We start from the raw sequence: 24,536 nt of genomic DNA on the forward strand, positions 1-24,536 counted from the left end.
TCGAACACCTCCTCGATCTTACGTCCAGGCAAACCTTATCTCGCAAGCTTGCCGATCGCCTCGATCTCGTTCGTCCATATGCCCGCCGCATAGTTCTTCGGCAGCCGCGCCAGTTCAGCGGGATCGTCGATACCGGTGGAAAAATCACTGCCGCGATAGGGGCCGAGCACGAAGACTTCGGTGCCGGCATCTTCCATCCGGTTGAGAAAGCGGTCCGGCCAGCCCCAGAGCCATGGCGCGATATTGATCGGCACCAGCATCATCCGATGCTTGCAGGCCGCCGGCGTCAGGCCGATCCATCCATAGCCGATATAGCTGAACAGGCAGCCCTTCAGGCTCGCGCGCGAAGCAGTCCGGATGTCGGGCGCCAGGCGGCGGATGGCGTCGATCGGCTCATCGCCGCCATAGACGATGATGTCGGCCCGGCGCTCGGCAGAAAGCCCGTTGAGCACGGCGGCAAGTTTTTCGCCCTCGGAAGGGTCGCGGCTCTTGACGTTGATGAGGAAGCGCCGATCCGGAAAGGTCGACAGCACTTGCGCCAGCGTCGGCATCATGCCGGTGCCGCGGCCGCGAAAGGGAAAGGTCTTGCCGCCATCGGCGGTGTAGCCATAGCCGATATCGAGCTTGCGCATCTCGGCCATCGAATGTTCGCGCGTCACACCGTGTCCGTCGGTGCGGCAGTCGAGCGTCCAGTCGTGAAAGACGGCGAATTCGCCATCCGTCGTCGGATGTACGTCGATCTCGACGATATCGGCGCCGCCGGCAAAGCCCGCCCGCATCGAGCGGATGGTATTCTCGAGATAATCGTGTTTCGGCGCCAGCATGCGCGCGGCGGTGCAGGTGTCGTTCTTCAGGTCGGTTTCATCGAACCGCTGGGCGATGCCGCGATGGGCGAGCAGCACCGGCTTTCCCGGCCGATGCTCCGCCAGAAGGCTGGTATTGTTGAGGTAGAGGCCGGCCGTGGCGACTACGGCGGCCGCCGCGCAATAGTAAAGCTTCCTGCCCAATATTGCCCCTCCTGATTGTATCGAGGACTGCGACAGCTAGAAGGCGATTCTGGTTGTAGTTGGGCTGTTTTCCGGCTTTTCTGAGCCGGTCCGGGAAAACGCGACGCGGTTTTTGCAGGAGAACGCACACAGGATGTCGGAATCTCGTTTGGCCGATCGTCTTCAAGACGGATAAGCGGTGGAGAACAGCCATGACGATTACCATTACGGCCTTTGAACGCTCGCCCGATCGGGGCAGGGGCCTGGCGCGTGACATGCGGGTTCGCTGGGCGCTCGAGGAAGTCGGCGAGCCTTACGAGGTCCGCCTTGTCTCGTTCGCGAAGCTGAGGGAGCCCGCGCATCTCTCACGTCAGCCTTTCGGGCAGATTCCGACCTATGAGGAAGGCGATCTCGCTCTCTTCGAGTCCGGCGCGATCGTCTTTCATATCGCCGAGCGCCATGCGGGCCTGCTGCCGGAGGGTGCGAATGCCCGGGCACGGGCGATCGCATGGATGTTTGCCGCGCTCAACACCATGGAGCCGCCGATTTTCGACCGGGCGCTTGCCGCCATCCTGGAGCGCAACGAGCCTTGGTACGAGCAGCGCCTGCATTCTCTCGAGCTCACCATCGGCAAACGGCTCACCGATCTTTCCCGTCGCCTCGGCGATGCCGAATGGCTTGACGGCGCCTTCAGCGCCGGCGACCTTCTAATGGTCACGGTGCTGCTCAGGCTGAAGGGCTCTGCTTTACTGGACGACTATCCCAACCTCTTGGCCTATCTCGCCCGCGGCGAAGCGCGGCCCGCTTACAAACGTGCCTTTGCTGCCCAGCTGGCGGTTTTCACCGCCGCATCGGCCGGCTGATCCGTGTCGCAACAATCGAGGGTATCACCATGGAACCACAGGACGACGAGCTCATCCGTTTCGAGACGCAGGGCGCTGCACCCTTGCCGCCGGCTTCCGTCGAAGGTCATGTCGAGCGTGACGGCGCCCGCATTTGGTATGCATCCTACGGCGCCGGCCCTCCGGTCATTCTGCTGCATGGCGGCCTCGGCCACAGCGGCAACTGGGGGTATCAGCTTGCCGCGCTCTTGAGCAGCGGCCGCCGCGTCGTGCTGATCGACAGCCGCGGCCATGGAAGAAGCACCCGCGATGCCCGTCCCTATAGCTATGAGTTGATGGCGGCCGACGTGCTTGCCGTCATGGACGAGCTCTCTCTTGAAAAGGCAGCACTCGTCGGCTGGAGCGACGGCGCCTGCATCGCTTTGATCCTTGCCGCGACAGCGCCGTCCCGTGTCGAGGGCGTCTTCTTCTTCGCCTGCAACATGGATCCGAGCGGCACGTTGGAATTTCATCCGACCCCGGTGATCGACCGGTGTTTCAGCCGCCACGCCAAGGATTATTCCACCCTCTCGGCAACGCCGGATGATTTCAACGCCTTCGTCGAAGCGGTCAGCCTGATGATGCGGACGGAGCCGAATTATCAGGCTTCCGACCTTGCCATGATCAAGGTGCCGGTGGCGGTCGTGCTTGGCCAGCATGACGAATTCATCAAGCCCGAGCATGCCGAATATCTTGCTCGCAGCATTCCGGACGCGCAGATGATTTATCTCGAAGGTGTCAGCCATTTTGCCCCGCTGCAGCGGCCGGCCGAGTTCAACGCGGCGCTGGAACTGTTCCTGGACGGCATCGGCACACGAAAAAATGAAGGCTTGCGGCGTTGAGCCGCGGCAGCGGAATTTCTTAAGAATTCAGTAACTTTTTTGGAACGGTAAACGTAGGGTCCGGTGGGAAGGATTCGTTTTGTCGTTCGCTCACGGAAACCTTCGAGCCGCCGCCCGTTCATGCCAGTCTGTGCATGGGCAGGTTGCGCGGCCCGATGGTCTGTGCTCGTCCGCGGCTCCTCCGCTTGTTTTGAGAAGGCCCAGGGAGCCGGAATGACCAGCATCGATATGGAAGAAAGAATTTCGATCGCACGCAAATCGCTGAACGACGCCATGAGTTTTCAGGCGTCGGGCGATTTCGAAAACGCCGAGAAAGCCTATGTCAGAGTCCTGCATAAGGACTATCGCACGACAGACATCCTGCCGCTGCTGGCGGGCGTCGTCGCCAAGAGAGGCGATGCCGAAACCGCTCTCTACTATTGGAACAAGCTGCTCGGCCTCAATCCCGGCCATCTCGTCGCCCTCATGGAAAAGGGTGCGCTGCTGCGCCAGCTCGGCCGGTCAGCGGAAGCGGTCGGCTGTTACGAGATGGCGCGTGGCCTGTCGCCCGAAAATCCTGTCGTGCGGAACAACCTCGCCGTCGCACTGGCCGATTCAGGTCGGCAGCCGGAGGCACTGGCCGAATTCCGTCATGTTCTGCGTCTGCAGCCGGACAATATCAATGCCTGGCATCAGATAAGACGCATCTCTTCGTCGATCGTGCCCTTCTGGCACATCGCCATGATGAACGACACCAGACGCAACGACGCCTTCGAAACGGCGATCCGCCGTGCCATAGAGTTGCGTGGAGCCGATGCGCAGATCCTCGACATCGGCGCGGGCAGTGGCCTGCTGTCGATGATGGCGGCGCGCGCCGGGGCTACCAATATCGCCACCTGCGAGAGTGTGCCTGTTATAGCGCAGGCCGCGGAGAGGATCATCGCCGCCAATGGTTATCGCGAACAGATCGACATCTTCGAAAAGCCCTCGACCGGACTTTCTGTCGGTAGGGAGTTGAAAGCCCGGGCCGACATCTTGATTTCCGAGATCCTTTCGAGCGATCTCCTGGCCGAAGACGTGCTGAAAACCTTCGAGGACGCCCACGCTCGACTGCTGCGCGAGGATGCCATCGTCATTCCACGCGCTGCCACCGCCATGGGTTGCCTTGTCGCCAGCGAAACGCTCTCCAACCATGCCCATGTCGGCGAGGTCTCCGGCTTCGACATGTCGCAGTTCAATGCGCTCGCCCCGTTGCGCCTGCCCGTTCACGGCACGATGACCGAGTGGACCCGCCTTTCGGACGATTTCGAAATCGCGGCAGTGAACCTCACCGCCCGCAAACACGCCGCGGCATTGCGCAAGATATCGGTGCCGGTTCAGGCAAACGGCACTGCCGTCGGGGTCGTCCAGTGGATGAAGGTCGATCTGATCGAGGGTGTGGTTTTCGACAACCACCCCGACGACTATCATGAGGGCGGCTGGCTCCAGGTTCTTCACACCTTCCCGGAGCCGGTGGAGGTCCGCGCCGGTACCGCGCTGGACATGCTGGTCGGCCACGACAGGACAAGCCTGCTGATGACGCCCATCGCCTGAGCAGCGGACTTCCGTTGCAGCCAAGATCATCATGGCCGCCTTGGGCAAAGGCGGCCGTTCCCGATCGAATCAGTTTTCTCGGCCGGTGTCATGACGCACTTGTGTGGCGTCGTGCTGACGCTTTCGATAAGACCTTCTTCCCACCCTCTGGCCTCGCGTCCATTTCCCGCTATCTCTAGCCCTATGAGACCTGATGCGCTGCTCTATCCCGCCCCCGAAGGGCTCTATTGTCCCGAGGGCGGCTTTTATGTCGATCCGGTGCGGCCGGTTGAGCAGGCACTCGTCACCCACGGCCATTCCGATCACGCCCGGCCGGGCCATGTGAACGTGCTCGCCACCCGCCAGACGCTCGACATCATGCGCCTGCGTTACGGCGACGGCTTCTGCGCTAGCGAGCAGGCTGCCGTCTTCGGTGAGGAGCTGCTGGTCAACGGTGTCAAGGTGAGCTTTCATCCCGCCGGCCACGTGCTCGGCTCGGCCCAGATCGCCATCGAGAAGAACGGCACCCGCATCGTCGTCTCCGGCGACTACAAGCGCCGCCCCGACCCGACCTGCGCCGCCTATGTGCCGGTGCCCTGCGACGTCTTCATCACCGAGGCGACCTTCGGCCTGCCGGTCTTCCATCACCCCGATCCGATGGATGAGACGGCCAAGCTGCTGGCCTCGCTCCGGCAATTTCCCGAGCGCACCCATCTCGTCGGCGCCTATGCGCTGGGCAAGGCCCAGCGCGTCATCCGGCTGCTGCGCGACGCCGGTTACACCGAACCGATCTATATTCACGGCGCCATGGAAAAACTCTGCGACTATTATGTCGGTGAGGGTATCGATCTCGGCGAGCTGTTGCCGGCGACGATCGAGAGCCGCGACAAATCCGCTTTCAAGGGCGCGGTCGTCGTCGGCCCGTCCTCGGCCTTCGCCGACCGCTGGGCGCGGCGCTTCAACGAGCCGCTGCCGGCCTTCGCCTCCGGCTGGATGATGGTGCGCCAGCGCGCCAAACAGCTCGGCGTCGAGCTGCCGCTTGTTATCTCAGATCATTGCGACTGGCCGGAACTGACGGAAACGATTCGTGAGCTGCACCCGGCCGAGGTCTGGGTGACCCACGGCCGCGAGGAGGCGCTGGTGCGCTGGTGCCAGCTGCAGGGCATCAAGGCCAAACCGCTGCATCTGGTGGGCTATGAGGATGAGGCGGATTGAGGCGATGAGTTGTGTCGTGCGTGAAAACCCCTCTCTATTCGACCTTGCCGCCATCGCCGGCACTTTGGATGTGGCAGCGACGCCTGCCCCACACTCCCTCATTCCTGTGCTTGTCACAGGAATCCAGCCACCGCGCGTCGGCGCGGTGAATGAGGCACGTAACACCAAAGAGTCTCCCGCGCCCAAGGACTTGGGCGCACTGGATTCCTGTGACAAGCACAGGAATGAGGGAGTTCCTATGGAGCCTCATCATGCCAGAAGGAGGCCGACATGAAAGCCTTCGCCGACCTCCTCGATCGCCTGGTGCTGACCCCCGGGCGCAACGGCAAGCTGAAGCTGCTGACCGATTATTTCCGCGATACGCCGGATCCCGACCGTGGCTACGGCCTTGCCGCCATCGCCGGCACGCTGGAGGTGCGCAACGTCAAGCCCGCCATGCTGCGCGAACTGGTGCTGGAGCGCATGGATGAGGTGCTGTTCCGCTATTCCTACGATTATGTCGGCGATCTTGCCGAAACCATCTCGCTGGTCTGGGACAATGAGCGGGATATCGACCGCTCGGCCCTGGCCCAGCCGCATCTCGGCGAGGTCGTCACCGGCATGAATGCGCTCGGCCGCACCGAGGTGCGCGGCTACGTCCGCGACCTGCTCGACCGGCTGGACGCTTCCGGCCGGTTCGCCTTCATCAAGCTGGCGACCGGCGCCATGCGCATCGGCGTTTCCGCCCGCCTCGCCAAACAGGCGCTGGCCGATCTCGGTCACAAGGACGTCACCGAGATCGAGACCCTCTGGCACGGGTTGCAGCCGCCCTATGAGGCGCTGTTCGAATGGCTGGCCGGCGGCGGCGAGAAACCGGTGCTCGCAACACCGGCGATCTTCCATTCCGTCATGCTCGCCAATGCGGTGGAGGAAGGGGATCTTGCCGGTCTCGATGTCGCCGATTACGCCGCCGAATGGAAATGGGACGGCATCCGCGTCCAGCTCTCCCGCTCCGGCGACAGGCGCAAGATCTATTCCCGCTCCGGTGACGATATTTCGGGCGCCTTTCCCGATGTCCTCGATGCGATCAGTTTTTCCGGCGTTGTCGACGGCGAGCTGCTGGTCGGCGGCACCGCCCGTTCCAACAGCCCGACCCGCACCTTCTCCGACCTGCAGCAGCGCCTGAACCGCAAGACGGTGACGCCGAAAATGCTGGCCGACTACCCCGCCTTCATCCGCAGCTATGATCTGCTGTTTGACGGCGAGGAGGATGTTCGCGGCCGCGCCTATGTCGATCGCCGCGACCGTCTCGCCGAGATCATCGACCGCACGCCGCATGATCGTTTCGATCTCTCGCCGCTCGTGCCATTTTCGTCCTGGGACGAACTCGACGCTTTGCGCGCCGCCCCGCCGGATCCCGTCATCGAGGGCGTGATGATCAAGCGCCGCGACAGCGTTTATCAGGCCGGCCGCATGAAGGGCCCCTGGTTCAAGTGGAAGCGAAACCCCTATAATGTCGATGCGGTGCTGATGTATGCCCAGCGCGGCCACGGCAAGCGCTCCAGCTACTATTCCGATTTCACCTTCGGCGTCTGGGCCGATGACGAGGACGGCGAACAGCTGGTACCTGTGGGAAAGGCCTATTTCGGTTTCACCGATGCCGAACTCGAAGTGCTCGACAAGTTCGTGCGCAACAATACCACCGAGCGTTTCGGTCCCGTCAGGGCCGTGCGCGCCGACAAGGATTTCGGCTTCGTCGTCGAAGTGGCCTTCGAAGGCATCAACCGCTCGACCCGGCATAAATCGGGTGTCGCCATGCGTTTCCCCCGCATTGCCCGCCTTCGCCCCGACAAACCCTCCTACGAGGCCGACCGGCTGCGCACGCTGATCGCCATGATCGACGCCAAGCCCGCGCCTATCGATCCCAGGCGATGATCTCGAGATCCGGCCACAGCGTGCTCCACCGCGCAATCTTCTTTTCGTAAACCTCCCGGGTGATCTGTTTCTTGTTGGCGCGCACGAGCGGCGCCAACAGGTCGGACAATCCGTAAGGCGCGCATAGATCCAGCTCATTGCCCACGGGGCGAATGCCGACGGCCGCAGCCGTCGTCGGGAAGGTCGTGATCGCATCCTGCGTGGATGTGTAGGGCGCTATCGAATAGCCGAATTTTTCCTTGTACCAAACATGAACTCTGGCCTGGTTCTTCACATCTATCCAGACAGGCAGGTCGCGGAACAAGCCCCGGATACGGGCTGAGTGGTCCGCTTCGGTGCTTTCCGACAGATCATTGTCATCGAAATAAACAATATCGATATCGTTGATGCCATGATCGTGGGCAAAGCCGAAGGCATGGTTCCAGACGGTCTGGGCGAGCGCGCCGGCGACCAGGCGCACATCGGGCAAGGCGATACGGTCCCAGCGATCGAGAACCGTCCGGAGAAGCGGACTCTTTGAAATGATTGCCTGGAGTTCCATCCGCGGCTTCGGCATCGATCCCTCATTTCGCTATCCAACGCGGAGACTGTCGCGATCCGCTTTGCCTGGCAACCTGCGCAACAGTGACGCAGGGCAATATTTTCAACATCATGTGTATTGGCGGCACCGGTTTTCCGGTGCAAATCTGGCATGTCGGGGAGATGATTTGGGTGCTGCGTTATGAGCTCGCATGAACGAAATTCCTTTTTCCGCCAACGCCGCGCCGTGCTGGCGGGTCTTGCCGGTGCATTGGTGCTGCCGCAAATGGCGGCGGCCTTCGATGTCCCGGACGAGCCGCGGCTTGCCACGCACGATTACGCCAAGGTCCGCAGCCACTTCCGCACGAAGCTGCTGCAGAAGGGCCCGGCGCCGGACAAATACGAATCGCTGACAGCGCCTGCCGATGCCGACAAGATCTTTTACCGCTCCGGTTACGGCGAGCTGGAGTTGGCCGCCTGGGTTTCCAAGTACAAGCGCGAGCGCACTGCCAAACCGGCCGTGCTCTTCCTGCACGGCGGCAACGCCATGGGCATCGGCCACTGGCAGTTGATGAAGCCCTATATGGATGCCGGCTACGTCGTGATGATGCCGTCGCTGCGCGGGGAGAACGGCCAGATGGGCAATTTCTCCGGCTTCTATGACGAGGTCGACGATGTGCTTGCGGCCACCGAGCGCCTGGCGCACCTGCCGGGCGTCGATTCCGGCCGGCTCTTCATCGCCGGCCACAGCATTGGCGGCACGCTGACCATGCTGACGGCGATGAGCACCCATAAATTCCGCGCCGCCGCGCCGATATCGGGCAATCCCAACGCCTTCCGCTTCTTCAGCCGCTATCCCCAGGATATCCGCTTCGACGACAGCAACACGCATGAATTCGAGGTGCGTTCGGCGCTGTGTTATGCCCAGAGCTTTAAGTGCCCGATCCGTGTCGTCCACGGCACCGAAGAGGCCCATTTCAACGATCGCGCCGATCTGCTTGCCCGCCGCGCCCGCGCCGCCGGCATCCACATCGAGACCGACACTGTCGCCGGCAATCACACCTCGGCGCTGCCGGCCGAGATCGAACAGAGCATCCGCTTCTTCCACGGGGTGGCGGCCTGATTTTGCGCGGACTATGAAGCCGTTGTCGACAGCGGCTTCATAGTTTCCCGTTTTTTAGTTTCCCGCCTCAACGCCAGCCTCGCGCCAGCCGCAGATGCCATCCTCCCGGCAGATATCGTTGTCTCGCCGATCGTTGATAGGGGTGGTTCCATGAATTTTCTGCGCCGGGTCTCCCCGCTTGCCGGGCTCGTGATTGCGGTTGCGCCGCTCGCCGGCTGCAACATCCTCATTCCCGATGTCGCCGCCGATTCGCCCGCCCGCTTCGTCCAGGAAACCTCGCCGGTCTTCTATCAGCCGCCCGGCGTCGATCCGCGCCGGGTGCGGCCGATCCCCGATCAGCCGGTGCCGCAGACGCGCGAACTCTACAAGACCCAGTTCCATCAGACCTACGGCCTGCCGGTCAGCAATCCGGTGCATATGGCAATGTATGGCGAGTTGCGCGATCAGGATTTCACCCTGCCGGCGATCCCGATCAGCCGGGTGCAGCCGCAGTTCCTGCGCCAGGAGGTCGATTACCAGACGACCGAACGTCCGGGCACCGTGATCGTCGATACCAAGGCGCATTTCCTCTATTTCGTCGAGGCAGGCGGCAAGGCGATGCGTTACGGCGTCGGTCTCGGCCGCGAGGGCTACGCCTGGTCGGGCCGCGGCGTCATCCAGTGGAAGCAGAAATGGCCGCGCTGGACGCCGCCGGTCGAAATGGTCTCGCGCCAGCCCGATGTCCGTGCCTTTTCGGCCGAAAACGGTGGCATGAATCCTGGGCTCCAGAACCCGCTCGGCGCCCGCGCCATGTATATCTTCAAGGACGGGCAGGATACGCTCTATCGCATCCACGGCACGCCCGACTGGCAGTCGATCGGCAAGGCCACCTCGTCAGGCTGCGTGCGCATGCTGAACCAGGATGTCGTCGATCTCTACGATCGCCTTCCCGCCAAGGCCGAGATCGTTGTGATGTAGCGCTGCAACAGCGCCGCTGATATCGTCTGCTCAAGGTTGGACACGTCTGCGTGAAGCTATGGTTTATTTGGCGCAAGCCGATAGATCTTCTGATGTTGTCATTCCGGATTCCGCATCAGAGGAAATCAGTCCCGCGTCATGAGCTTCGATAGACATCTTTCCCGCCGCAGCTTTCTTTCCTTTTCGGCGTTGACCGCAGCCTCAGCGCTTACCGGCTGCGCCTCCTCGGCCAATACGGTCACATCGGGCGATACGACGATCATCTACCGTTCGCCGATGCGCCTGTTTCAATCCCCGGCTGCATCGAGCGTGCCGAGCGGGGCCGAGCTTGCCGTCATGTACGGCCCGGTCGAGGATGGCGGCTTCCTCATTCCCGCCGTGCCCTACGAGCAGATCGACCCGCGCTATTATCGCCAGCGCGTCGTCGACCCCACCGGCCAGCCGCCCGGCACCATTGTCGTCGATACGCCGTCGCGCTTCCTCTATCTCGTCCAGGGCGATGGCATGGCGATGCGCTACGGCGTCGGCATCGGCCGGGAAGGTTTCGCCTGGCAGGGATCGGGCGTCATCCAGTGGCGGCAGAAATGGCCGCGCTGGAAGCCGCCGAACGAGATGGTCGCCCGCCAGCCGGAACTGGTCAAATATTCGATCGACAACGGCGGCATGGAGCCGGGCCTGAAAAACCCGCTCGGCGCCCGCGCGCTCTATATCTTCTCGAATGGAGAAGACACGCTCTACCGCCTGCACGGCAATCCCGACTGGCGCTCGATCGGCAAGGCCGTCTCCTCTGGTTGCGTCAGGCTGATGAACCAGGACATCATCGATCTCTACGACCGCGTGCCGACAAAGGCACCGATCGTCGTCTTGCAGTGATGTAAGCGGGCGGCCGCAATCCGGCCGCCCGATCTTGCTCGGTCTAAGCGGCGGTTCAGGGGTAAAAACTCGCCGTTTCCGACGCCCGGAAAAGTTTTATTTTCAGAAAACCATTGCTTAATTCGGTAAATAACCTACATGGTGCATATCGAATTGCTTGCGACCTTTGTCCATGCGCTGAAGCGCTCCGTCAGATATCCTCTCAACATCGATACGGCTTGTCGGACATTCTTCCGCAGGCGAACACAACGGTTGAAAAGGAGATCGTTATGAATTCAGGCGTCGTCAAGTGGTTCAATGGCACCAAGGGTTTTGGCTTTATTCAGCCCGATGATGGTTCTACGGATGTTTTTGTCCACATTTCAGCGGTCGAACGCGCCGGCATGCGCGAACTCGTTGAAGGCCAGAAGATCCGCTACGATCTCGTCCGCGACAAGCGGTCGGGCAAGAATTCGGCCGACAACCTTCAGGCCGCATGATTTGTCATTCGCCTATGCTGTCCAGATGCTGGCAGCGCGCTGACCACGGATGTACTGGCAGTGAGCTGACCGACTGGCGGAGAAATGGCTGAGTGACTGGAAGAGGTCGGGTGCCAACCCGGCCTTTTTGCTTTCATCGCCGGTATATCCGAATTGACCGCGGTTATTCTGATTGACCGGTTGAGCAGCCGAAGAGTTGAAGGGGCGCTGAAATGGGCAGACCAAACTATCAAATCGGCGATATGATCGTGCTGAAATCCGGCCTCACCCGTACGGCGAAAGCCGATAAGCGGTGCCGGATCGCCAGCATACTGCCCAACGACCACGGGCATGTGCAATATCGCGTCCGGTTCGACGCGGAGAATTTCGAGCGTCGCATCACCGAGGCCGACATTGATACCGGGGAATCGCCCTCCAGGGCTTCCCCCGAGGCGGCGGCCAAGTCTGATGGCGCCGAGCCTTGGCTGAAGTTTTCGAGCATCCGGACGGGCAAGTAGTCCGCCGTCTTTACTCTCACAGCGCGGCCCGGCCGCCGACAGGAAGGATATCGTTTTGCAGGTTCTCGTCAGGGATAACAACGTCGATCAGGCGCTCCGCGTGCTCAAGAAGAAGATGCAGCGGGAAGGCCTGTTCCGGGAAATGAAGGCGCGCAGCGCTTTCGAAAAGCCGTCCGAGAAGCGCGCCCGCGAAAAGGCCGAGGCCATTCGCCGCCAGCGCAAGCTTGCCCGCAAGAAGCTGCAGCGTGAAGGTCTGCTGCCGGCGCCGAAGAAGGTACTCCGCGCCCGCTAATCCCCGGCCGCGGCATCGCGGCCAACCGCGGCATCGCGGCTGTTAGCCATGGCTAAAGCCTCCGTCATCACCTGAGAAAGGGGCACATGACCGCCACCAAGGGAGAATTCTTCAATCCCGCCAAGCTTTCGTCTCGCGAAAAGGCGGAAGCGACCGATCACACGGCGCGCGCTATCATCGCGGCCGAGGCGTCGGCTCGTGACAAGAAGACGGAAAAGCTGAAGGCTCTGCGTCTGCAGCAGGCGGCCGAGGCCGAATCCGAAGCGGCGCCCGCCAAGAAAGGCCGGTCGCCGGCCAAGGCGGCTATGAAGCGGCCCTGATCATCAGGCCTACATCGTTTTAGGCTAACCGGGCGGATGCGGTCAGCCGCCATCCGTGCCGGCCCGGCCGAGATTGCCCCGCAGCCGATGCAGCATGTCGCGCATCGCAGCCATTTCCTCAAGCGTGCAGCCGGCCGCTTGCCCGATCGCCGTCATGATCGTGTCGATCTCCTCTTTCATCGCCTCACCTCTCGGGCTCAGCGACACGATGACCTGCCGTTCGTCGCGCTGGTCGCGCAGGCGTTTGATCAGCCCGCTCTGCTCCAGCCGTTTCAGCAGCGGCGACAGCGTGCCGGAATCGAGATCGAGCTGCTCGCCGATCGTCTTCACCGGCAGTTCGCCGCGTTCCCACAGCACCAGCATCACCAGATATTGCGGGTAGGTGAGGCCCACCCTGTCGAGGATCGGCTTATAGGCGCGGGTGAAGGCATGCGCCGTCGCGTAGACCGCGAAGCACAACTGTTTTTCCAGTCGTTTCTCCTCCTGCGGTATCTCCATTGTCTTTACCGTTTGCGCTTTCATATCCACCATCCCTGCGGCTGCGATTGTCTGCTTTTCGCCATCGAAATGCAATTTGCAAAATTCACTTGCGTACAATTTAATTGTGCGATAGTAAAAATCCAACCCGATCGAAGGGCCAACCAAAGGAGATCGTCATGCCTATTCTCTATACGACCAAAGCCTCTGCCACCGGCGGCCGCGCAGGCCGCGCCGTTTCCGAAAACGGCGTTCTGGACGTGACGCTGACCGTTCCCAAGGAACTCGGCGGCGACGGCGCGACCGGCACCAATCCCGAACAGCTCTTTGCCGCCGGCTACTCCGCCTGCTTCCTCGGTGCCCTGAAATTTGTCGCAGGCCAGCAGAAGGTCAAGATTCCGGAGGACACGACGGTCTCCGCCAAGGTCGGCATCGGCCCGCGCGAAGATGGCACCGGCTTCGGCATCGAAGTGGCGCTGACGGTCGACATCCCCGGTCTCGACCGTGAGACCGCCGAAAAGCTTGCTGCCGCCGCCCACATCGTCTGCCCCTACAGCCACGCCATGCGCACCTCGACCGAAGTTCCGGTCACGGTCGCCTGATCGGCGCGCTCAGCAAAACTGAGGGCGATGGCCTTTTGCTTCGGTCGGGGCCGTCGCTTTTCTTGCTGACATGAACGTCCTGCTCCTCAACCTCCGTCGTGCTCGGGCTTGACCCGAGCACCCACTCCGGTTGCATGGCGTGAACGACGTGATTTCTCGAAGGTCCAAGTTGACGTTCGGCTCGCCCTAAGCGCCCATCGCCCGTTCGCTTCGCGGCCCGGCCGGTTTCACCGTCTCGTCCGTCATCCCTGACGCCGCCTGCAGATCCTGCCGCAGCCGCGCGGAACTTCCATCCGGGAGCTTTTGGTCGAGCGCCGCATGCGTCTCTTTCCAGATCGGCAGCGCTCTTGCGAGCACCGCCTTGCCTTCGCCAGTGAGGGCAAGCAGCCGGCCGCGCCGGTCCTTCGGATTTTCCATCACGCTCACCCAGCCTTTGCGCTGCAGCGGCTTCAGCGCCGCCGTCAGGGTCGTCTGGTCCATGGCGAGCAGGGAGGCAACCGGCCCCATCGGCGGCGGTTCCGGCCGGTTCAGCGACATCATCAGCGAAAACTGGCCGTTGGTCAGTCCCGCGGGCCGCAATGCGTCGTCGAACAGGCGGGCGAGTGCCCGCGCCGCTCGCTGCGCATGCAGGCAGAGGCAGGTGTCGCGCACCAGCAGTGTTGTAGAGAAAGGAATTTCAACCGAATTTGACATGACCATTTTATATTGATATCAATCTTTTTAGTCAAGGAGAAGGAGATGGGCCGGCTCGCCGGCAGCGCCGGAGGAGGGCGCATCCGATGCAGAACGAAGTTGTTTCCCGCGAGCAATGGCTCGAGGCCCGCCGTGCCCTGCTCTTGAAGGAAAAGGAGGCGACGAAGCTGCGCGACAGCATCAACGCCGCGCGTCTGGCGCTGCCCTGGGTGAAGGTCGACAAGGATTATGTCTTCGATACGCCCGAGGGAAAGAAATCGCTCGCCGATCTGTTCGACGGCCGCAGCCAGCTGCTGATCTACCATTTCATGCTCGGCCCGGATTGGGATGCCGGCTGCCCTGGCTGCTCCTTCCTGTCCGATCACGTGGACGGCGCCTTGCCGCATCTCAACCATCACGATGTCACCTGGGTCGCCGTCTCACGCGCGCCGCTCGACAGGATCGCCGCCTACAAAAGCCGCATGGGCTGGAAATTCCCCTGGGTCTCGTCCTTCGGCAGCGATTTCAATTTCGATTATCACGTCTCTTTCAGCCCGGAGGATCTTGCCAAAGACAAGGTCTTTTACAATTTCACTCCCATGCAGCCGGCTGACGCCAATGACGAACTGCCGGGCCTCAGCGCTTTCTACCGCAACGACAAGGGCGAGGTCTTCCATACCTATTCGAGTTATGCCCGCGGGCCGGAGGAACTGATCGGCACCCTGATGATCCTCGACCGCGCCCCGAAAGGCCGCAATGAGGACAGCACGATGAATTTCGTGCGCCGCCATGACGAATATGAGGAGGCTCAAAAGTCGCCATCCTGCTGTCATTGACGTGGGCCACCATCACTCAAGGGAGAAGAGGATGATGAAGACCGCAGAAGTGCTGAAGGAACATTCCTTCCTGGAAAGGCTGGTCGGTGACTGGACCGTCAGCGCACCCGAAATGTCCGGCGGCGAGCCCTGGAAGGAGACCGTCCGTTCGCTGCACGGCATCTGGTTCGTCGCCGAAGGCGCCGGCCGCATGCCGGATGGCAAGCCGGCGAGCAGCATCCTGACGCTCGGCTACAACGCTGCCAAAGGCAAATATGTCGGCAGCTGGATCGGCAGCATGATGGACTATATGTGGGTCTATGAGGGCGAGCTCGACGCATCCGGCAACGTCTTGGACCTCTATACCACAGGGCCGGACTTCAACGGCGAGGGGCTTGCCGATTACCGCGAGCAGATCGCTTTTTCCGACGCCGATCACCGCACCTTCATCTCCAGCGCCAGGCAGCCCGATGGTTCCTGGAAGCAATTCATGGAAGCGCACTACACCCGCAGGATCTGACAATCACGGCGCAGACCTCGAAAAAAGGGCGCCGACAAAGGGAGAGCACGATGTCTGAGACGCATGGAAAGTTCATCTGGTGCGAATTGATGACCCCCGATACGGCGGCGGCCGCGAAATTCTACAGCTCGGTCGTCGGCTGGACGACCTCGGAAATGAAAATGGAGGGCATGCCGTCCTATACGATCTTCGAGGCGAACGGCATCGGCGTCGGCGGCCTGATGGAATTTCCGGCCGAACTCGAGGGAACCGGCATTCCACCGAACTGGACGGGTTATGTCTGCGTCGACGATGTCGACCAGTCGGCGAGGGACTACGCCGCCAATGGCGGTTCGGTCCGCCGCCCGCCGGAAGACATCCCGACCATCGGCCGCTTCGCCGTCGTCGCCGATCCGCATGGTGCGGTGCTCTGCATCATGACACCGGCGCCGATGGACAAAACCTGGCCGGAACTGGCCCCCGATGCTTCAGGCAATATCGGCTGGCACGAACTCTATGCCGGCAACGGCAAAGACGCCGTCTCCTTCTATTCCAAGCTGTTCGGCTGGACGAAGGACAGCGAAATGGACATGGGTCCGATGGGCGTCTACTACCTCTTCGCCCGCAATGGCCGGCAGATCGGCGGCATGATGACCAAGCCGGAAAACATGCCGATGCCGTTCTGGTGCTATTATTTCATCGTGCCGACCCTCGATGCCGCGATCGAACGCCTCACCTCGGGCGGCGGCAAGGTCGTCCACGGCCCGATGGAAGTCCCCGGCGGCAGCTGGATCGTCCAGGCCATCGACCCCCAGGGTGCCTTCTTCTGCCTGGTGGCGCCGAAGCGGTAGGCATTTGGCGATGTTGGCGGTAGTGCCGAGTGGCCACTCGGCACGCCTCCAACACAGTCACGCCCATCCATCACCCCGCCACCGAAGCAAAGAACCCTTCCGGGCTCTCCACTTCCACCAGCCGCTTCTTCTCGATCAGCCAGAACCGGTTGCCTACAGCCCGCACGAAACTGCGGTCGTGCGAGACCAGCAGGCAGCTTGCCTCGTGCGCCATCAGTTCGCTCTCCAGCGCTTCCTGCCCCTCAATGTCGAGATGGTTGGTCGGCTCGTCGAGCAGGGTGAAATTCGGCTCGGTCAGCCTGAGCACCAGCATGCCGAGCCGCGCCTTCTGGCCGCCAGAAAGCTGGCCGATCGGTTTTGCCTGCATGTCGATCGTCATGCCGGCGCCGGCCAGCAAGGCGCGCGCCCGCTGATCGCCGACATCGAAGCGGCGGATGATCGTGCCGATCGGCGTGTCGCGGTCGTTGAGATCGGCAAGCGCCTGGTCGCCATAGCCGAGAATGACCGACGGCGTCGCCTTGATGCCGTCCTGTCCCGCCGCCGGTGTTTCGATCGCCTGTTTCAGCATCGACACCAGCCGTGACTTGCCGGCGCCGTTGAGGCCGAGAAGCACGATCCGGTCGCCCTGGCGGATGAATTGCCGGCCGGTCTTGAACAGCAGAGTTCCGTCCGGCGTTCTCACCGCCGCATCGTCAAGCGTCACCAGCACCTTGGCATGCGTGCCGCGGTTGGAAAGCCGGATGGCGCCGGCCGAGCGTTCCAGATGCGCCGGTTTCGCCGCATCCTCGAGCTTCTCGGCCCGCTGCTTCAACTGCTTCGTCTTGACGACGAGCAGGTCGCTGCCGGAATTGATGCCGATATTGTTGAGCTTCGCCGCCTGTTTGCGCAATTGCTCCGCCGCCTTCATGTCGCGCTCGTAGCGCCTGGCTTCGGAAGCGTCGGCCTCGTCGAGGGCGGCGCGCGCTCGTGTGTAGGGCAGGGCAAAGACCGGCGACTGCTCCGGCCGCAGGAACAGCGTCCGGTTGGTGGTCGCATCGAGGAAGGCGCGGTCATGGCTTGAGAGGATGACCGGCACGTCGCGCGGCAGGCCATTCAGCCAGCCCTCCAACTGCGCGATCTTTTCGAGGTCGAGATGGTTTGTCGGCTCGTCGAGCAGCAGCACGTCAGGCTCGGTGACCCAAATGCGGGCAAGCATGGCGAGCCGCTGCCATCCGCCGCTCAGATGCTTGAGCGGCCGGCCGCGCATGGCCTCAGGCACTTCAAGCGATTCCAACACGACGTCGACGCGCCAGCTCTCGCTTTCAGCCTGATCGGCCGGCAACGCCTGCAGCACCGCATCGTAGAACGGCGTGTCGAAAAGTGCTGCCGGCACATTCTGCGCGACATGGCCGATGGTCAGCCCGCGCGCCTTGGTGATCTCGCCGGCGCTCGGCTCCAGCGTACCGGTGATGCAGGCAAAGAGCGTCGATTTCCCGCGGCCGTTGGCGGCAACGAGGCCGATGCGGTCGCCTGAATTGACGACGAGGTTCAGTTTCGAAAACAGCGGATTGCCCAGCGTCACGCCGAGATTGCGGATATTGATGAGGGTCATGATCGTTCTCTGGTCTTGACCGGGGACGCGATCCGGGGCGTTCAGCCATCACGGGATTGCGCCTATCGGGCCCGGGAAATGACAGGAATGCAGGCACCATGGTTACGGCGCCACATTGGCCACGAAGGGCAGACCAGGAAAAGATGTCGGGAACGGTCTCTGGTCAGCCCTGCAAACGTATTTGCAGGGCGTCGACGGGACCACGCTGGCGATTAAACCGGAAATAATACTGCATGGCGTGATCCTCCTTTCTCGAAAGAGTCGCAGGATTGAAATACCATTGCCGGCAAAATGAGGCAAGGGAACCGCGGAGCCCAAGAGAGCCTCATCCTGAGGTGCCCCGCAGGGGCCTCGAAGGACGAGGCGGGTGCGCCGGCGTCAAAGGGATGCAAGAAGCAGCGTTGCGGCGTGCTTCGAGGCTACGCCCTTTGGGCTTCGCACCTCAGCATGAGGGACGCTGGAGGATGCCTCGCTCCCGAAAGGCGGGTGGGGATGGAGAGATGTCTCTGGCGGGAGGCAGCGCTGCTCCCTCCTAAAATCACCCACCCACACTGCCAGCCAATTCCAGCCGCCGCTCTATTCCGATACTCTCGAGAAACGTCTCGTCATGGCTGACGACCACAAGCGCGCCGTCATAAGCACGCAGCCCGGCCTCGACCGCTGATATCGAATCGATGTCGAGATGGTTGGTCGGCTCGTCGAGGATCAGCAGCGACGGCGGTGCGGAGCCGAGAACGCAGGCAAGACCGGCGCGCAGGAATTGTCCGCCGCTCAACGTCGAGACAACCTGCAGTGCCGCGTCGGCCCTGAACATGAAGCGGGCAAGGGCGGCCCGGCAGGTGTTTTCATCGGCCTGCGGGTTGATCCGGCGGAAATTGTCGCGGATCGAGGCCGAGGGGTCGAGAAGGCTGATCTTCTGATCGAGCATGGCAAAGTCGGTCATGACGGCGACAGTGCCGGCCCAGGGCTTGAGTTCGCCGGTGAGAAGCGAAAGCAGCGTCGTCTTGCCAGAGCCGTTCGGCCCGGTGACGGCAATCCGTTCCGGCCCGGTCACGGCGAAAGAGAGATTGCCGATCACGGGATCGTCAGGCCGATAGCCGACTGCAACACCTTCCATCTTCAGCACGGTCTTATTGGTGGCGAGCCCGGTCCGTGGCAGGCGCACCGACAAGGGCTGGAGGATCTCGATCTTCTCGCGCGCCGCTTTTGCGTCTTCCTGTGCCGCCGCGCGCCGGCGTTCGGCAAGACGGGCGTTGTCGCCGCCGGTCGTTTCGCTCCGCTCCTTCATGCCGCCGAGCATGATGCGCGGGATGCCGCCCTTGGCGGCCATCTTTCGTCCGGCGCTATCCCTGTGCGCCTGACGCTCCACAGTCGCCTGCGCCTTCCCGGCAACTTCGGCAATTCGCTTTTCGGCTTCGGCGAGGTCATGCCGTGCGGCGGCAAGCTCCAGCGCCTTGCGTTCGCGATAATGGCTCCAGTTGCCGCCGTAGCGGGTGGCGCCGAGCGACGTCAATTCGACGATTGCGTCCATGCTTTCGAGCAGTTCCCGGTCATGGCTGACGATGATGGCCCCGGCCCGCCAGCCCGATATCAGCGCGATCACCGCATCGCGGCCTTCGCGGTCGAGATTGTTTGTCGGTTCGTCGAGCAGCAGAAAATCCGGCTCGGTGAAGACAAGGGCCGCAAGCCCGGCGCGGGTGCGCTGCCCGCCGGAAAGTGCGGCAAGCCGTGTCTGCGGCTCTGCGTCGAGCCCGATGCGATCAAGGGCTGCGGTCATGCGCGCCTCCAGCGTCCAGTCCGCCGCTGAAAGCTCGTCGGCCGTTGCCGCGCCAGCTTCGGCACGGTGAAGAAGACCAAGCGCCCCGACTACACCGAAGAGATCGGCAATGGTTTCGTTAGGCGCGACCTGAACGCTCTGCCGGAGGAGGGCGAGACTGCCGTTGACCGATAGCGTCCCCGATTGCGGCTGGATCTGACCGGAGACGAGCTTCAGCAGCGTCGTCTTGCCGACGCCGTTGCGGCCGACGAGACCGGTGCGGTCCGTCCCGAAACTCAGATCGAGATCGGAAAAAAGCGGCCGCCCGTCAGGCGTGGCCCACGAAACTTTGGAGAGAATGATGGATGCAGGCATGGATTTCCCCGTTGGCAAGGCGAACTGGCATTGCGATCGGGTTGAAATCCATTGCGGCACACATCCTGTTGAAATGGTCGATGGCGGGGAATTTAGGGAAGAAAGCCACCGGGTTCAAGGCACCGCAGCGATTCTGCATTCTTTCAGGCATACCGTGAGAAGCGCCTACCGCTTCTAGCTCCGTAGGGCCCTGCGGCTAGACAATCTGCTTCACATAAATCTCAGGATCAAAGTCAACGCGCCTCGCTTTCCCGTCCGGTGTTTTCAAGACAAGCTCGACACCGCCTCCGAGGGAATGCATGTAGCGCACGACCGACGACAGCAGGACATCGTCAGCGCTTTCGATTTTTGAAACGGTGTTCTGCGTCATGGCCGCACGCGCAGCGACATCCCGCTGCGTTGCCTGCATGGCTTTGCGCACTTCCGCCAAAGCCTTGCCCAGACGGCGCTCTTGACGTTTCATGTCGAGCCGAGTGCGAACATCTTCCGGAAGTTCGGCGCGTAGTGTCTTCCACTCAGTGCTCATTTTTCGCCTCCTTCAGCCACGCACCGAACCGAGCGTCAGCTTTGTTGATCAGTTGCTTGTAAAAGAGCGCCTCGTTCATGCCTTGCTTGTCTCCTCCGCAAAGAACAATGGCCCTCTGAGCAGGGTCGAAAGCGAAAGCAAAACGCCACACCTGTTTTCCAAATTTGACTCTGATCTCCTTCATATTCGCATAATCGGAACCCGAAAGCGTATCGACCTCAGGGCGGCCTAAGAAGGGGCCATCGTCTTCGAGATGGTCCAGCACGTCGCCAACCAGTTCCTTCAACCCCATGTCCAGCGCTTTCCATTCGGGAACGAAGTCGGGATGGAATTTGCACCTTGTAGGTCATTGGCTGCCTTTAAAAATATATATTCAAAGATATAAAAATCAAGGCCACTTCTTGGCTGGCAAGTTGTACAGCCTCGCTCGCCATGCCTGCATGGACCAGGGTCGAGCCGTCAGGTCTCGACCCATCCTTCGGATACCCGAGGTAAGAAGAGAGGTGACCCTACCGCTTCAAGCTCCCCAAGATCCCGCGCACCAGCGCCCGGCCGACCTGGGTTGCGACCGTGCGCGCCACGCTCTTCATCGCCGCTTCCACCACCGTTTCGCGCTGATAGCCGGAAGAGCGGCCACGGGATTGGCCGCGGCCCTGCTGGTTGTCGTCATTGCTGCCGCCGAAGCCCGGCAGGCTCCAGCCGGAGGTGCTGCTCGGCTGCTCGGCCGCTTCCTCTTGCGCCCGCTTGGCGGCGTCGGCATCCGCTGCCTTCTTGGCGCGTGCGGCCAGAATCTCGAAGGCGGATTCACGGTCGACGTCGTCGTCGTAGACGCCGAGGACCGGGCTTCTGTCCATGACCTGCTGGCGTTCGGCATCGGTCAGCGGACCGACGCGGCCTGATGGCGGGCGGATCAGCGTGCGCTCGACGATCGAAGGCGCGCCCTTGGCCTCCAGCGTCGATACCAGCGCCTCGCCGGTGCCGAGATTGGTGATGACGGTGGCGCAATCGAAGGCGGGGTTCGGGCGGAAGGTATCGGCCGCCGTCTTCACTGCCTTCTGTTCGCGCGGCGAATAGGCGCGCAGCGCATGCTGGGCGCGGTTGCCGAGCTGGGCAAGCACCGTCTCCGGCACGTCGAGCGGGTTCTGCGTAACGAAATAGACGCCGACGCCCTTGGAGCGGATCAGTCGCACCACCTGCTCGACGCGTTCGGTCAGAACCTTCGGCGCGTCGTTGAAGAGCAGATGCGCTTCGTCGAAGAAGAAGACCAGCTTCGGCTTTTCCGGATCGCCGACTTCGGGCAGCTCCTCGAACAGTTCCGAGAGCAGCCAGAGCAGGAAGGTGGCGTAAAGGCGCGGGTTCATCATCAGCTTGTCGGCGGCAAGCACCGAGATCTGGCCATAGCCGTTATTGCTGGTGCGCATGATGTCGGAGATCTTCAGCGCCGGCTCGCCGAAGAAATGTTCCGCACCCTGCTGCTCGAGAACCAGCAGTGCCCGCTGGATCGAGCCGACGGAAGCCTTGGAAATCAGCCCGTACTGGCTGGAAAGCTCGGTGGCGTTCTCGCCCATATAGTTGAGCAGCGAGGTGAAGTCCTTGAGGTCGAGCAGCGGCAGACCGGCCTGGTCGGCAATCTTGAAGGCGATGTTGATGACGCCTTCCTGCGGCTCGCTGGCATCCATCAGACGCGCCAGCAGCAGCGGCCCCATCTCGGCGACGGTGGTGCGCACCCGGTGGCCCTTCTCACCGAACAGATCCCAGAAGATCACCGGGAACTGATCGAATTCATAATCGGTGAAGCCGATCTGCTCGGCCCGCTTGGTGAGGAAGTCCTTGGCCTCGCCCCTGGCGGCGATGCCGGAAAGGTCGCCCTTGATGTCGGCCGCAAAGACCGGGACGCCGGCCCGGGAAAAACCTTCGGCCAGCACCTGCAGCGTCACCGTCTTGCCGGTGCCGGTGGCGCCGGTGACGAGGCCGTGGCGGTTGCCGAATTTCAGGTCGAGATATTCCGGCTTGTTGATGCTGTCGTCGGGGTTGCGGCTCGCGCCGATGAAAATCTTGCCATCCTCGATCATCCGCAATACTCCCTTCGGCGCTGCCGCCATTTGTTGAGAAGGTTTGGCTCCCGCTACCTTCATCGAACCATCGTTTCCCTGTTATAAGCAGGCATGCGGATGCCGACAACTGTTTGCATCGAAAGCGAAACCGCACACAGTGCCCATCGGGCGGGGTCGACTTGAGTTGCGCTCGAATCTCGATTAACGCTGACGTTAACGTCAAAAAAAACAGGAGGCTGACGATGAATGAAATTGTTACCCAGATCGCCGATCGCGTGGGTATTTCTCCGGAGCTGGCCGAAAAGGCGCTCGGCATGATGCTCGGCTTCCTGCAGCGCGAGGCGGCCGACGGCCCCGTCGCCCGGATGATCGAGGCGATCCCCGGCGGCGCCGATCTCGTCGCCCAGTTCAACGGCGCGGGCGCCGGCGGTGGCGGTCTGCTCGGCGGGCTGATGAGCTCGCTCGGCGGCGGCGGCATCATGGGCCTCGGCCAGCAGTTGATGGGCGAGGGCCTCGGCATGGGCGAGATTACCTCGCTTGCCAAGGAAACCATCGCGATCGCCAAGCAATATGCCGGCGAAGAGGTTGTCGACGAAGTCGTCGCTTCCGTCCCGGGCCTCAGCCAGTTCGTCTGAGCAGCCGAGCCAAAAGGAGCCTCGCCGAGTGGCGAGGCTCACCCGTGTCGTTCTTCCAGAATCTCTTCGGTGATGTCACGCCCACGTGCGAACACGCCCAATATGATGACATCGTCGCCAGCGACCGAGAACGCAACGCTGACGCTGCGCCGGTAGCCGATAATCCGCAGGCCGGGAATCCGGCTTTCCCGCCCGCACCTCGTTCCGGGAACGTCTCCAGGGCCTCGATGAAGGTGATCACTGCGTCGACGAAGTTGCCAGCGATGCGGGTTCCCGCCTTGACGGCGATATCGGCGTAGAGTTTCTCGAGTTCGGCTTCTGCTTTCGGACGGTAGAGAATGCGATAGGCCATGCCTATTTGGCTTTCGCCGCGTCATTTCGGCGCCTGGCTTCAAAGCGGGCGCGCACCGTCTTCGCCGGGATGCCAAGCTCCGGCTTGTTCATTAACTCATCGTAGCGCGCCGGGATCTCCTCGTTGAGCCAGCGCTCGCGCGCCACCTCATGATCCTCCAGCAGCCGCAGGCCCGCCCGCACGACCTCGCTGGCATTATTGTAGCGACCGGATTCCAATTGCTTCCGGACAAACTCCTCGTAATGGCTTCCAAGCGCAACGTTGGGCATGGCTTTCCTTTCGTTATCAGCAGTATCGTGTAGTCACCTCACGATGGCAATAGATGTCAATCTTTGACCATATGGGTGGGATGATTTCTGATCGCCCTTGTCATGCGGCCGGGATAAGTCAGGATTCTCGTCGAAAAGAAGGAGAAGAACCGCATGACCGTCTGGCGCCCGCCGCAGCAGATCAGGGTAAAGGTGATCGGCCTTGCCTGGAGGGGAGAGCGGCTGCTCGCCGCGGAAGTGGAGGACGACGGCGGCCGCATCAAGGGCATTCGCCCGCTCGGCGGCTCGATCGAATTCGGCGAGACGCGCGAACAGGCCCTGCAGCGCGAATTCCGGGAGGAACTTGAAACGGCGATCCGCATCGTCGGCCCCTGGCATCTGCTCGAAAACATCTTCGAGCATCATGGCGCGACCGGTCACGAATATATCTTCGCCGCCGATATCGAACTCGCCGATGCATCGCTCTATGCGCGTGATGAAATCCGCTATTCCGAGCTCGACGAGACGGCGGCGACGGCGCGCTGGTTCGGCCGCGAGATGGTGCGCGATGCCGGCATCGATCTTTATCCGACAGGGCTGGAAAAGCTGCTGTCACGCTGGCGCGATTGATCCC

Annotated in this window: 29 protein-coding genes and 1 pseudogene; 19 read left to right on the forward strand and 11 right to left on the reverse strand. The window is 62.1% G+C overall.

Features of this window, described 5'->3' with window-relative positions; all coding sequences use genetic code 11:
* Positions 1 to 35 precede the first annotated feature (35 nt).
* On the reverse strand, positions 36 to 1,007 hold the full coding sequence (locus RHEC894_RS05750; RefSeq protein ID WP_085736582.1) for a glycerophosphodiester phosphodiesterase family protein: 972 nt from the start codon (positions 1,005 to 1,007) through the stop codon (positions 36 to 38).
* 191 nt (positions 1,008 to 1,198) lie between these two features.
* On the opposite strand from RHEC894_RS05750, the gene RHEC894_RS05755 reads away from it, so the two are divergent.
* From RHEC894_RS05755 to RHEC894_RS05780, 5 genes are all read left to right on the forward strand, one after another.
* Complete coding sequence (locus RHEC894_RS05755) at positions 1,199 to 1,849, forward strand: glutathione S-transferase family protein (protein WP_085736583.1); 651 nt, start codon at positions 1,199 to 1,201, stop codon at positions 1,847 to 1,849.
* A 29-nt stretch (positions 1,850 to 1,878) separates the two neighbouring features.
* Positions 1,879 to 2,709 carry an alpha/beta hydrolase gene (locus RHEC894_RS05760; protein WP_085736584.1) on the forward strand — a complete coding sequence of 277 codons (831 nt, stop codon included), beginning with the start codon at positions 1,879 to 1,881 and terminating at the stop codon, positions 2,707 to 2,709.
* Between the two features lie 213 nt (positions 2,710 to 2,922).
* Positions 2,923 to 4,281, forward strand: coding sequence for a tetratricopeptide repeat protein (locus tag RHEC894_RS05765; RefSeq protein ID WP_085736585.1), 1,359 nt, complete (start codon positions 2,923 to 2,925; stop codon positions 4,279 to 4,281).
* A 183-nt stretch (positions 4,282 to 4,464) separates the two neighbouring features.
* Positions 4,465 to 5,475, forward strand: coding sequence for a ligase-associated DNA damage response exonuclease (locus tag RHEC894_RS05770; protein WP_085736586.1), 1,011 nt, complete (start codon positions 4,465 to 4,467; stop codon positions 5,473 to 5,475).
* Positions 5,476 to 5,745: 270 nt separating this feature from the next.
* Complete coding sequence (locus RHEC894_RS05780; protein ID WP_085736588.1) at positions 5,746 to 7,389, forward strand: cisplatin damage response ATP-dependent DNA ligase; 1,644 nt, start codon at positions 5,746 to 5,748, stop codon at positions 7,387 to 7,389.
* Here the strand turns inward: RHEC894_RS05780 and RHEC894_RS05785 are convergent.
* The gene (locus RHEC894_RS05785; protein ID WP_010066997.1) at positions 7,370 to 7,945 is read right to left on the reverse strand and encodes a nucleotidyltransferase family protein; all 576 of its coding nucleotides are present in this window, start codon (positions 7,943 to 7,945) and stop codon (positions 7,370 to 7,372) included. The genes RHEC894_RS05780 and RHEC894_RS05785 overlap by 20 nt on opposite strands.
* A gap of 165 nt (positions 7,946 to 8,110) precedes the next feature.
* On the opposite strand from RHEC894_RS05785, the gene RHEC894_RS05790 reads away from it, so the two are divergent.
* The 7 genes from RHEC894_RS05790 (at position 8,111) to RHEC894_RS05820 (ending at position 12,449) form a co-directional block, all read left to right on the forward strand.
* Entirely contained in the window at positions 8,111 to 9,031 is a 921-nt protein-coding gene (locus tag RHEC894_RS05790) for an alpha/beta fold hydrolase (RefSeq protein ID WP_085736589.1), read from the forward strand.
* A 150-nt stretch (positions 9,032 to 9,181) separates the two neighbouring features.
* Positions 9,182 to 9,988, forward strand: coding sequence for a L,D-transpeptidase (locus RHEC894_RS05795; protein WP_085736590.1), 807 nt, complete (start codon positions 9,182 to 9,184; stop codon positions 9,986 to 9,988).
* A gap of 138 nt (positions 9,989 to 10,126) precedes the next feature.
* A complete protein-coding gene (locus tag RHEC894_RS05800; protein ID WP_085736591.1) occupies positions 10,127 to 10,861 on the forward strand; it encodes a L,D-transpeptidase in 735 nt (244 codons plus the stop codon).
* A 269-nt stretch (positions 10,862 to 11,130) separates the two neighbouring features.
* Entirely contained in the window at positions 11,131 to 11,340 is a 210-nt protein-coding gene (locus RHEC894_RS05805) for a cold-shock protein (RefSeq protein ID WP_010068541.1), read from the forward strand.
* Positions 11,341 to 11,552: 212 nt separating this feature from the next.
* Positions 11,553 to 11,837, forward strand: coding sequence for a hypothetical protein (locus RHEC894_RS05810; protein ID WP_010068540.1), 285 nt, complete (start codon positions 11,553 to 11,555; stop codon positions 11,835 to 11,837).
* A gap of 55 nt (positions 11,838 to 11,892) precedes the next feature.
* Positions 11,893 to 12,129: a 30S ribosomal protein S21 gene (rpsU, locus tag RHEC894_RS05815; protein WP_003569533.1), complete on the forward strand. Its 237-nt coding sequence runs from the start codon at positions 11,893 to 11,895 to the stop codon at positions 12,127 to 12,129.
* Positions 12,130 to 12,215: 86 nt separating this feature from the next.
* A complete protein-coding gene (locus tag RHEC894_RS05820) occupies positions 12,216 to 12,449 on the forward strand; it encodes a hypothetical protein (RefSeq protein ID WP_010068539.1) in 234 nt (77 codons plus the stop codon).
* A gap of 42 nt (positions 12,450 to 12,491) precedes the next feature.
* Here the strand turns inward: RHEC894_RS05820 and RHEC894_RS05825 are convergent, their stop codons facing one another.
* On the reverse strand, positions 12,492 to 12,980 hold the full coding sequence (locus RHEC894_RS05825) for a MarR family transcriptional regulator (protein WP_085738868.1): 489 nt from the start codon (positions 12,978 to 12,980) through the stop codon (positions 12,492 to 12,494).
* 125 nt (positions 12,981 to 13,105) lie between these two features.
* Here RHEC894_RS05825 and RHEC894_RS05830 point away from each other — a divergent pair, with 125 nt between their 5' ends.
* Positions 13,106 to 13,528, forward strand: a complete 423-nt coding sequence (locus RHEC894_RS05830) for an organic hydroperoxide resistance protein (protein ID WP_010065781.1) — start codon at positions 13,106 to 13,108, stop codon at positions 13,526 to 13,528.
* Between the two features lie 186 nt (positions 13,529 to 13,714).
* Here RHEC894_RS05830 and RHEC894_RS05835 read toward each other — a convergent pair whose 3' ends face one another.
* On the reverse strand, positions 13,715 to 14,221 hold the full coding sequence (locus RHEC894_RS05835; RefSeq protein WP_085738869.1) for a MarR family transcriptional regulator: 507 nt from the start codon (positions 14,219 to 14,221) through the stop codon (positions 13,715 to 13,717).
* Between the two features lie 86 nt (positions 14,222 to 14,307).
* Here RHEC894_RS05835 and RHEC894_RS05840 point away from each other — a divergent pair, with 86 nt between their 5' ends.
* Genes RHEC894_RS05840 through RHEC894_RS05850 form a run of 3 tightly spaced genes read left to right on the forward strand, consistent with a single transcriptional unit; the run spans position 14,308 to position 16,365 of the window.
* On the forward strand, positions 14,308 to 15,036 hold the full coding sequence (locus RHEC894_RS05840; protein ID WP_010068715.1) for a thioredoxin family protein: 729 nt from the start codon (positions 14,308 to 14,310) through the stop codon (positions 15,034 to 15,036).
* A 31-nt stretch (positions 15,037 to 15,067) separates the two neighbouring features.
* Positions 15,068 to 15,535 (forward strand): DUF1579 domain-containing protein, encoded by a 468-nt coding sequence (locus tag RHEC894_RS05845; protein WP_010068714.1) that lies wholly within the window; start codon positions 15,068 to 15,070, stop codon positions 15,533 to 15,535.
* A 50-nt stretch (positions 15,536 to 15,585) separates the two neighbouring features.
* Complete coding sequence (locus tag RHEC894_RS05850) at positions 15,586 to 16,365, forward strand: VOC family protein (protein WP_085736592.1); 780 nt, start codon at positions 15,586 to 15,588, stop codon at positions 16,363 to 16,365.
* Between the two features lie 70 nt (positions 16,366 to 16,435).
* Here RHEC894_RS05850 and RHEC894_RS05855 read toward each other — a convergent pair whose 3' ends face one another.
* Positions 16,436 to 17,956, reverse strand: coding sequence for an ABC-F family ATP-binding cassette domain-containing protein (locus RHEC894_RS05855; RefSeq protein WP_085736593.1), 1,521 nt, complete (start codon positions 17,954 to 17,956; stop codon positions 16,436 to 16,438).
* Between the two features lie 538 nt (positions 17,957 to 18,494).
* Positions 18,495 to 20,087, reverse strand: a complete 1,593-nt coding sequence (locus RHEC894_RS05865) for an ABC-F family ATP-binding cassette domain-containing protein (RefSeq protein ID WP_085736595.1) — start codon at positions 20,085 to 20,087, stop codon at positions 18,495 to 18,497.
* Between RHEC894_RS05865 and RHEC894_RS32865 the strand changes: the two genes are divergently transcribed.
* Complete coding sequence (locus RHEC894_RS32865; RefSeq protein ID WP_010069082.1) at positions 20,086 to 20,265, forward strand: hypothetical protein; 180 nt, start codon at positions 20,086 to 20,088, stop codon at positions 20,263 to 20,265. The genes RHEC894_RS05865 and RHEC894_RS32865 overlap by 2 nt on opposite strands.
* Before the next feature lie 18 nt (positions 20,266 to 20,283).
* Here the strand turns inward: RHEC894_RS32865 and RHEC894_RS05875 are convergent, their stop codons facing one another.
* The 3 genes from RHEC894_RS05875 to RHEC894_RS05885 all read right to left on the reverse strand — a co-directional run bounded on the left by RHEC894_RS05875 (position 20,284) and on the right by RHEC894_RS05885 (position 22,685).
* On the reverse strand, positions 20,284 to 20,613 hold the full coding sequence (locus tag RHEC894_RS05875; protein WP_085736597.1) for an XRE family transcriptional regulator: 330 nt from the start codon (positions 20,611 to 20,613) through the stop codon (positions 20,284 to 20,286).
* Complete coding sequence (locus RHEC894_RS05880) at positions 20,603 to 20,905, reverse strand: type II toxin-antitoxin system RelE/ParE family toxin (RefSeq protein ID WP_125460945.1); 303 nt, start codon at positions 20,903 to 20,905, stop codon at positions 20,603 to 20,605. The genes RHEC894_RS05875 and RHEC894_RS05880 overlap by 11 nt, the downstream gene beginning before the upstream one ends.
* A 217-nt stretch (positions 20,906 to 21,122) precedes the next feature.
* Complete coding sequence (locus RHEC894_RS05885; protein ID WP_085736598.1) at positions 21,123 to 22,685, reverse strand: helicase HerA-like C-terminal domain-containing protein; 1,563 nt, start codon at positions 22,683 to 22,685, stop codon at positions 21,123 to 21,125.
* 224 nt (positions 22,686 to 22,909) lie between these two features.
* Between RHEC894_RS05885 and RHEC894_RS05890 the strand changes: the two genes are divergently transcribed.
* Entirely contained in the window at positions 22,910 to 23,302 is a 393-nt protein-coding gene (locus tag RHEC894_RS05890) for a hypothetical protein (RefSeq protein WP_085736599.1), read from the forward strand.
* 38 nt (positions 23,303 to 23,340) lie between these two features.
* On the opposite strand, the pseudogene RHEC894_RS05895 reads toward RHEC894_RS05890, so the two are convergent.
* Positions 23,341 to 23,654: pseudogene (locus RHEC894_RS05895) on the reverse strand (type II toxin-antitoxin system RelE/ParE family toxin).
* A gap of 2 nt (positions 23,655 to 23,656) precedes the next feature.
* Positions 23,657 to 23,923 carry a type II toxin-antitoxin system ParD family antitoxin gene (locus RHEC894_RS05900; protein WP_085736600.1) on the reverse strand — a complete coding sequence of 89 codons (267 nt, stop codon included), beginning with the start codon at positions 23,921 to 23,923 and terminating at the stop codon, positions 23,657 to 23,659.
* Between the two features lie 153 nt (positions 23,924 to 24,076).
* Between RHEC894_RS05900 and RHEC894_RS05905 the strand changes: the two genes are divergently transcribed.
* The gene (locus RHEC894_RS05905; protein WP_085736601.1) at positions 24,077 to 24,532 is read left to right on the forward strand and encodes an NUDIX domain-containing protein; all 456 of its coding nucleotides are present in this window, start codon (positions 24,077 to 24,079) and stop codon (positions 24,530 to 24,532) included.
* Positions 24,533 to 24,536 lie beyond the last annotated feature (4 nt).

The sequence above is a fragment of the Rhizobium sp. CIAT894 genome (genome assembly GCF_000172795.2).
GTDB lineage: Bacteria > Pseudomonadota > Alphaproteobacteria > Rhizobiales > Rhizobiaceae > Rhizobium.

Coding starts and splice junctions, on each gene's coding strand:
- RHEC894_RS05905 (WP_085736601.1), top strand. CDS start 24,077: ATGACCGTCTGGCGCCCGCCGCAGCAGATCAGGGTAAAGGTGATCGGC.
- RHEC894_RS05760 (WP_085736584.1), top strand. CDS start 1,879: ATGGAACCACAGGACGACGAGCTCATCCGTTTCGAGACGCAGGGCGCT.
- RHEC894_RS05885 (WP_085736598.1), bottom strand. CDS start 22,685: ATGATCGAGGATGGCAAGATTTTCATCGGCGCGAGCCGCAACCCCGAC.
- RHEC894_RS05865 (WP_085736595.1), bottom strand. CDS start 20,087: ATGCCTGCATCCATCATTCTCTCCAAAGTTTCGTGGGCCACGCCTGAC.
- RHEC894_RS05805 (WP_010068541.1), top strand. CDS start 11,131: ATGAATTCAGGCGTCGTCAAGTGGTTCAATGGCACCAAGGGTTTTGGC.
- RHEC894_RS05835 (WP_085738869.1), bottom strand. CDS start 14,221: ATGTCAAATTCGGTTGAAATTCCTTTCTCTACAACACTGCTGGTGCGC.
- RHEC894_RS05800 (WP_085736591.1), top strand. CDS start 10,127: ATGAGCTTCGATAGACATCTTTCCCGCCGCAGCTTTCTTTCCTTTTCG.
- RHEC894_RS05820 (WP_010068539.1), top strand. CDS start 12,216: ATGACCGCCACCAAGGGAGAATTCTTCAATCCCGCCAAGCTTTCGTCT.
- RHEC894_RS05840 (WP_010068715.1), top strand. CDS start 14,308: ATGCAGAACGAAGTTGTTTCCCGCGAGCAATGGCTCGAGGCCCGCCGT.
- RHEC894_RS05850 (WP_085736592.1), top strand. CDS start 15,586: ATGTCTGAGACGCATGGAAAGTTCATCTGGTGCGAATTGATGACCCCC.
- RHEC894_RS05785 (WP_010066997.1), bottom strand. CDS start 7,945: ATGCCGAAGCCGCGGATGGAACTCCAGGCAATCATTTCAAAGAGTCCG.
- RHEC894_RS05900 (WP_085736600.1), bottom strand. CDS start 23,923: ATGCCCAACGTTGCGCTTGGAAGCCATTACGAGGAGTTTGTCCGGAAG.
- RHEC894_RS05780 (WP_085736588.1), top strand. CDS start 5,746: ATGAAAGCCTTCGCCGACCTCCTCGATCGCCTGGTGCTGACCCCCGGG.
- RHEC894_RS05825 (WP_085738868.1), bottom strand. CDS start 12,980: ATGGTGGATATGAAAGCGCAAACGGTAAAGACAATGGAGATACCGCAG.
- RHEC894_RS05845 (WP_010068714.1), top strand. CDS start 15,068: ATGATGAAGACCGCAGAAGTGCTGAAGGAACATTCCTTCCTGGAAAGG.
- RHEC894_RS05765 (WP_085736585.1), top strand. CDS start 2,923: ATGACCAGCATCGATATGGAAGAAAGAATTTCGATCGCACGCAAATCG.
- RHEC894_RS05755 (WP_085736583.1), top strand. CDS start 1,199: ATGACGATTACCATTACGGCCTTTGAACGCTCGCCCGATCGGGGCAGG.
- RHEC894_RS05810 (WP_010068540.1), top strand. CDS start 11,553: ATGGGCAGACCAAACTATCAAATCGGCGATATGATCGTGCTGAAATCC.
- RHEC894_RS32865 (WP_010069082.1), top strand. CDS start 20,086: ATGGATTTCCCCGTTGGCAAGGCGAACTGGCATTGCGATCGGGTTGAA.
- RHEC894_RS05770 (WP_085736586.1), top strand. CDS start 4,465: ATGAGACCTGATGCGCTGCTCTATCCCGCCCCCGAAGGGCTCTATTGT.
- RHEC894_RS05830 (WP_010065781.1), top strand. CDS start 13,106: ATGCCTATTCTCTATACGACCAAAGCCTCTGCCACCGGCGGCCGCGCA.
- RHEC894_RS05880 (WP_125460945.1), bottom strand. CDS start 20,905: ATGGGGTTGAAGGAACTGGTTGGCGACGTGCTGGACCATCTCGAAGAC.
- RHEC894_RS05890 (WP_085736599.1), top strand. CDS start 22,910: ATGAATGAAATTGTTACCCAGATCGCCGATCGCGTGGGTATTTCTCCG.
- RHEC894_RS05855 (WP_085736593.1), bottom strand. CDS start 17,956: ATGACCCTCATCAATATCCGCAATCTCGGCGTGACGCTGGGCAATCCG.
- RHEC894_RS05790 (WP_085736589.1), top strand. CDS start 8,111: ATGAGCTCGCATGAACGAAATTCCTTTTTCCGCCAACGCCGCGCCGTG.
- RHEC894_RS05875 (WP_085736597.1), bottom strand. CDS start 20,613: ATGAGCACTGAGTGGAAGACACTACGCGCCGAACTTCCGGAAGATGTT.
- RHEC894_RS05795 (WP_085736590.1), top strand. CDS start 9,182: ATGAATTTTCTGCGCCGGGTCTCCCCGCTTGCCGGGCTCGTGATTGCG.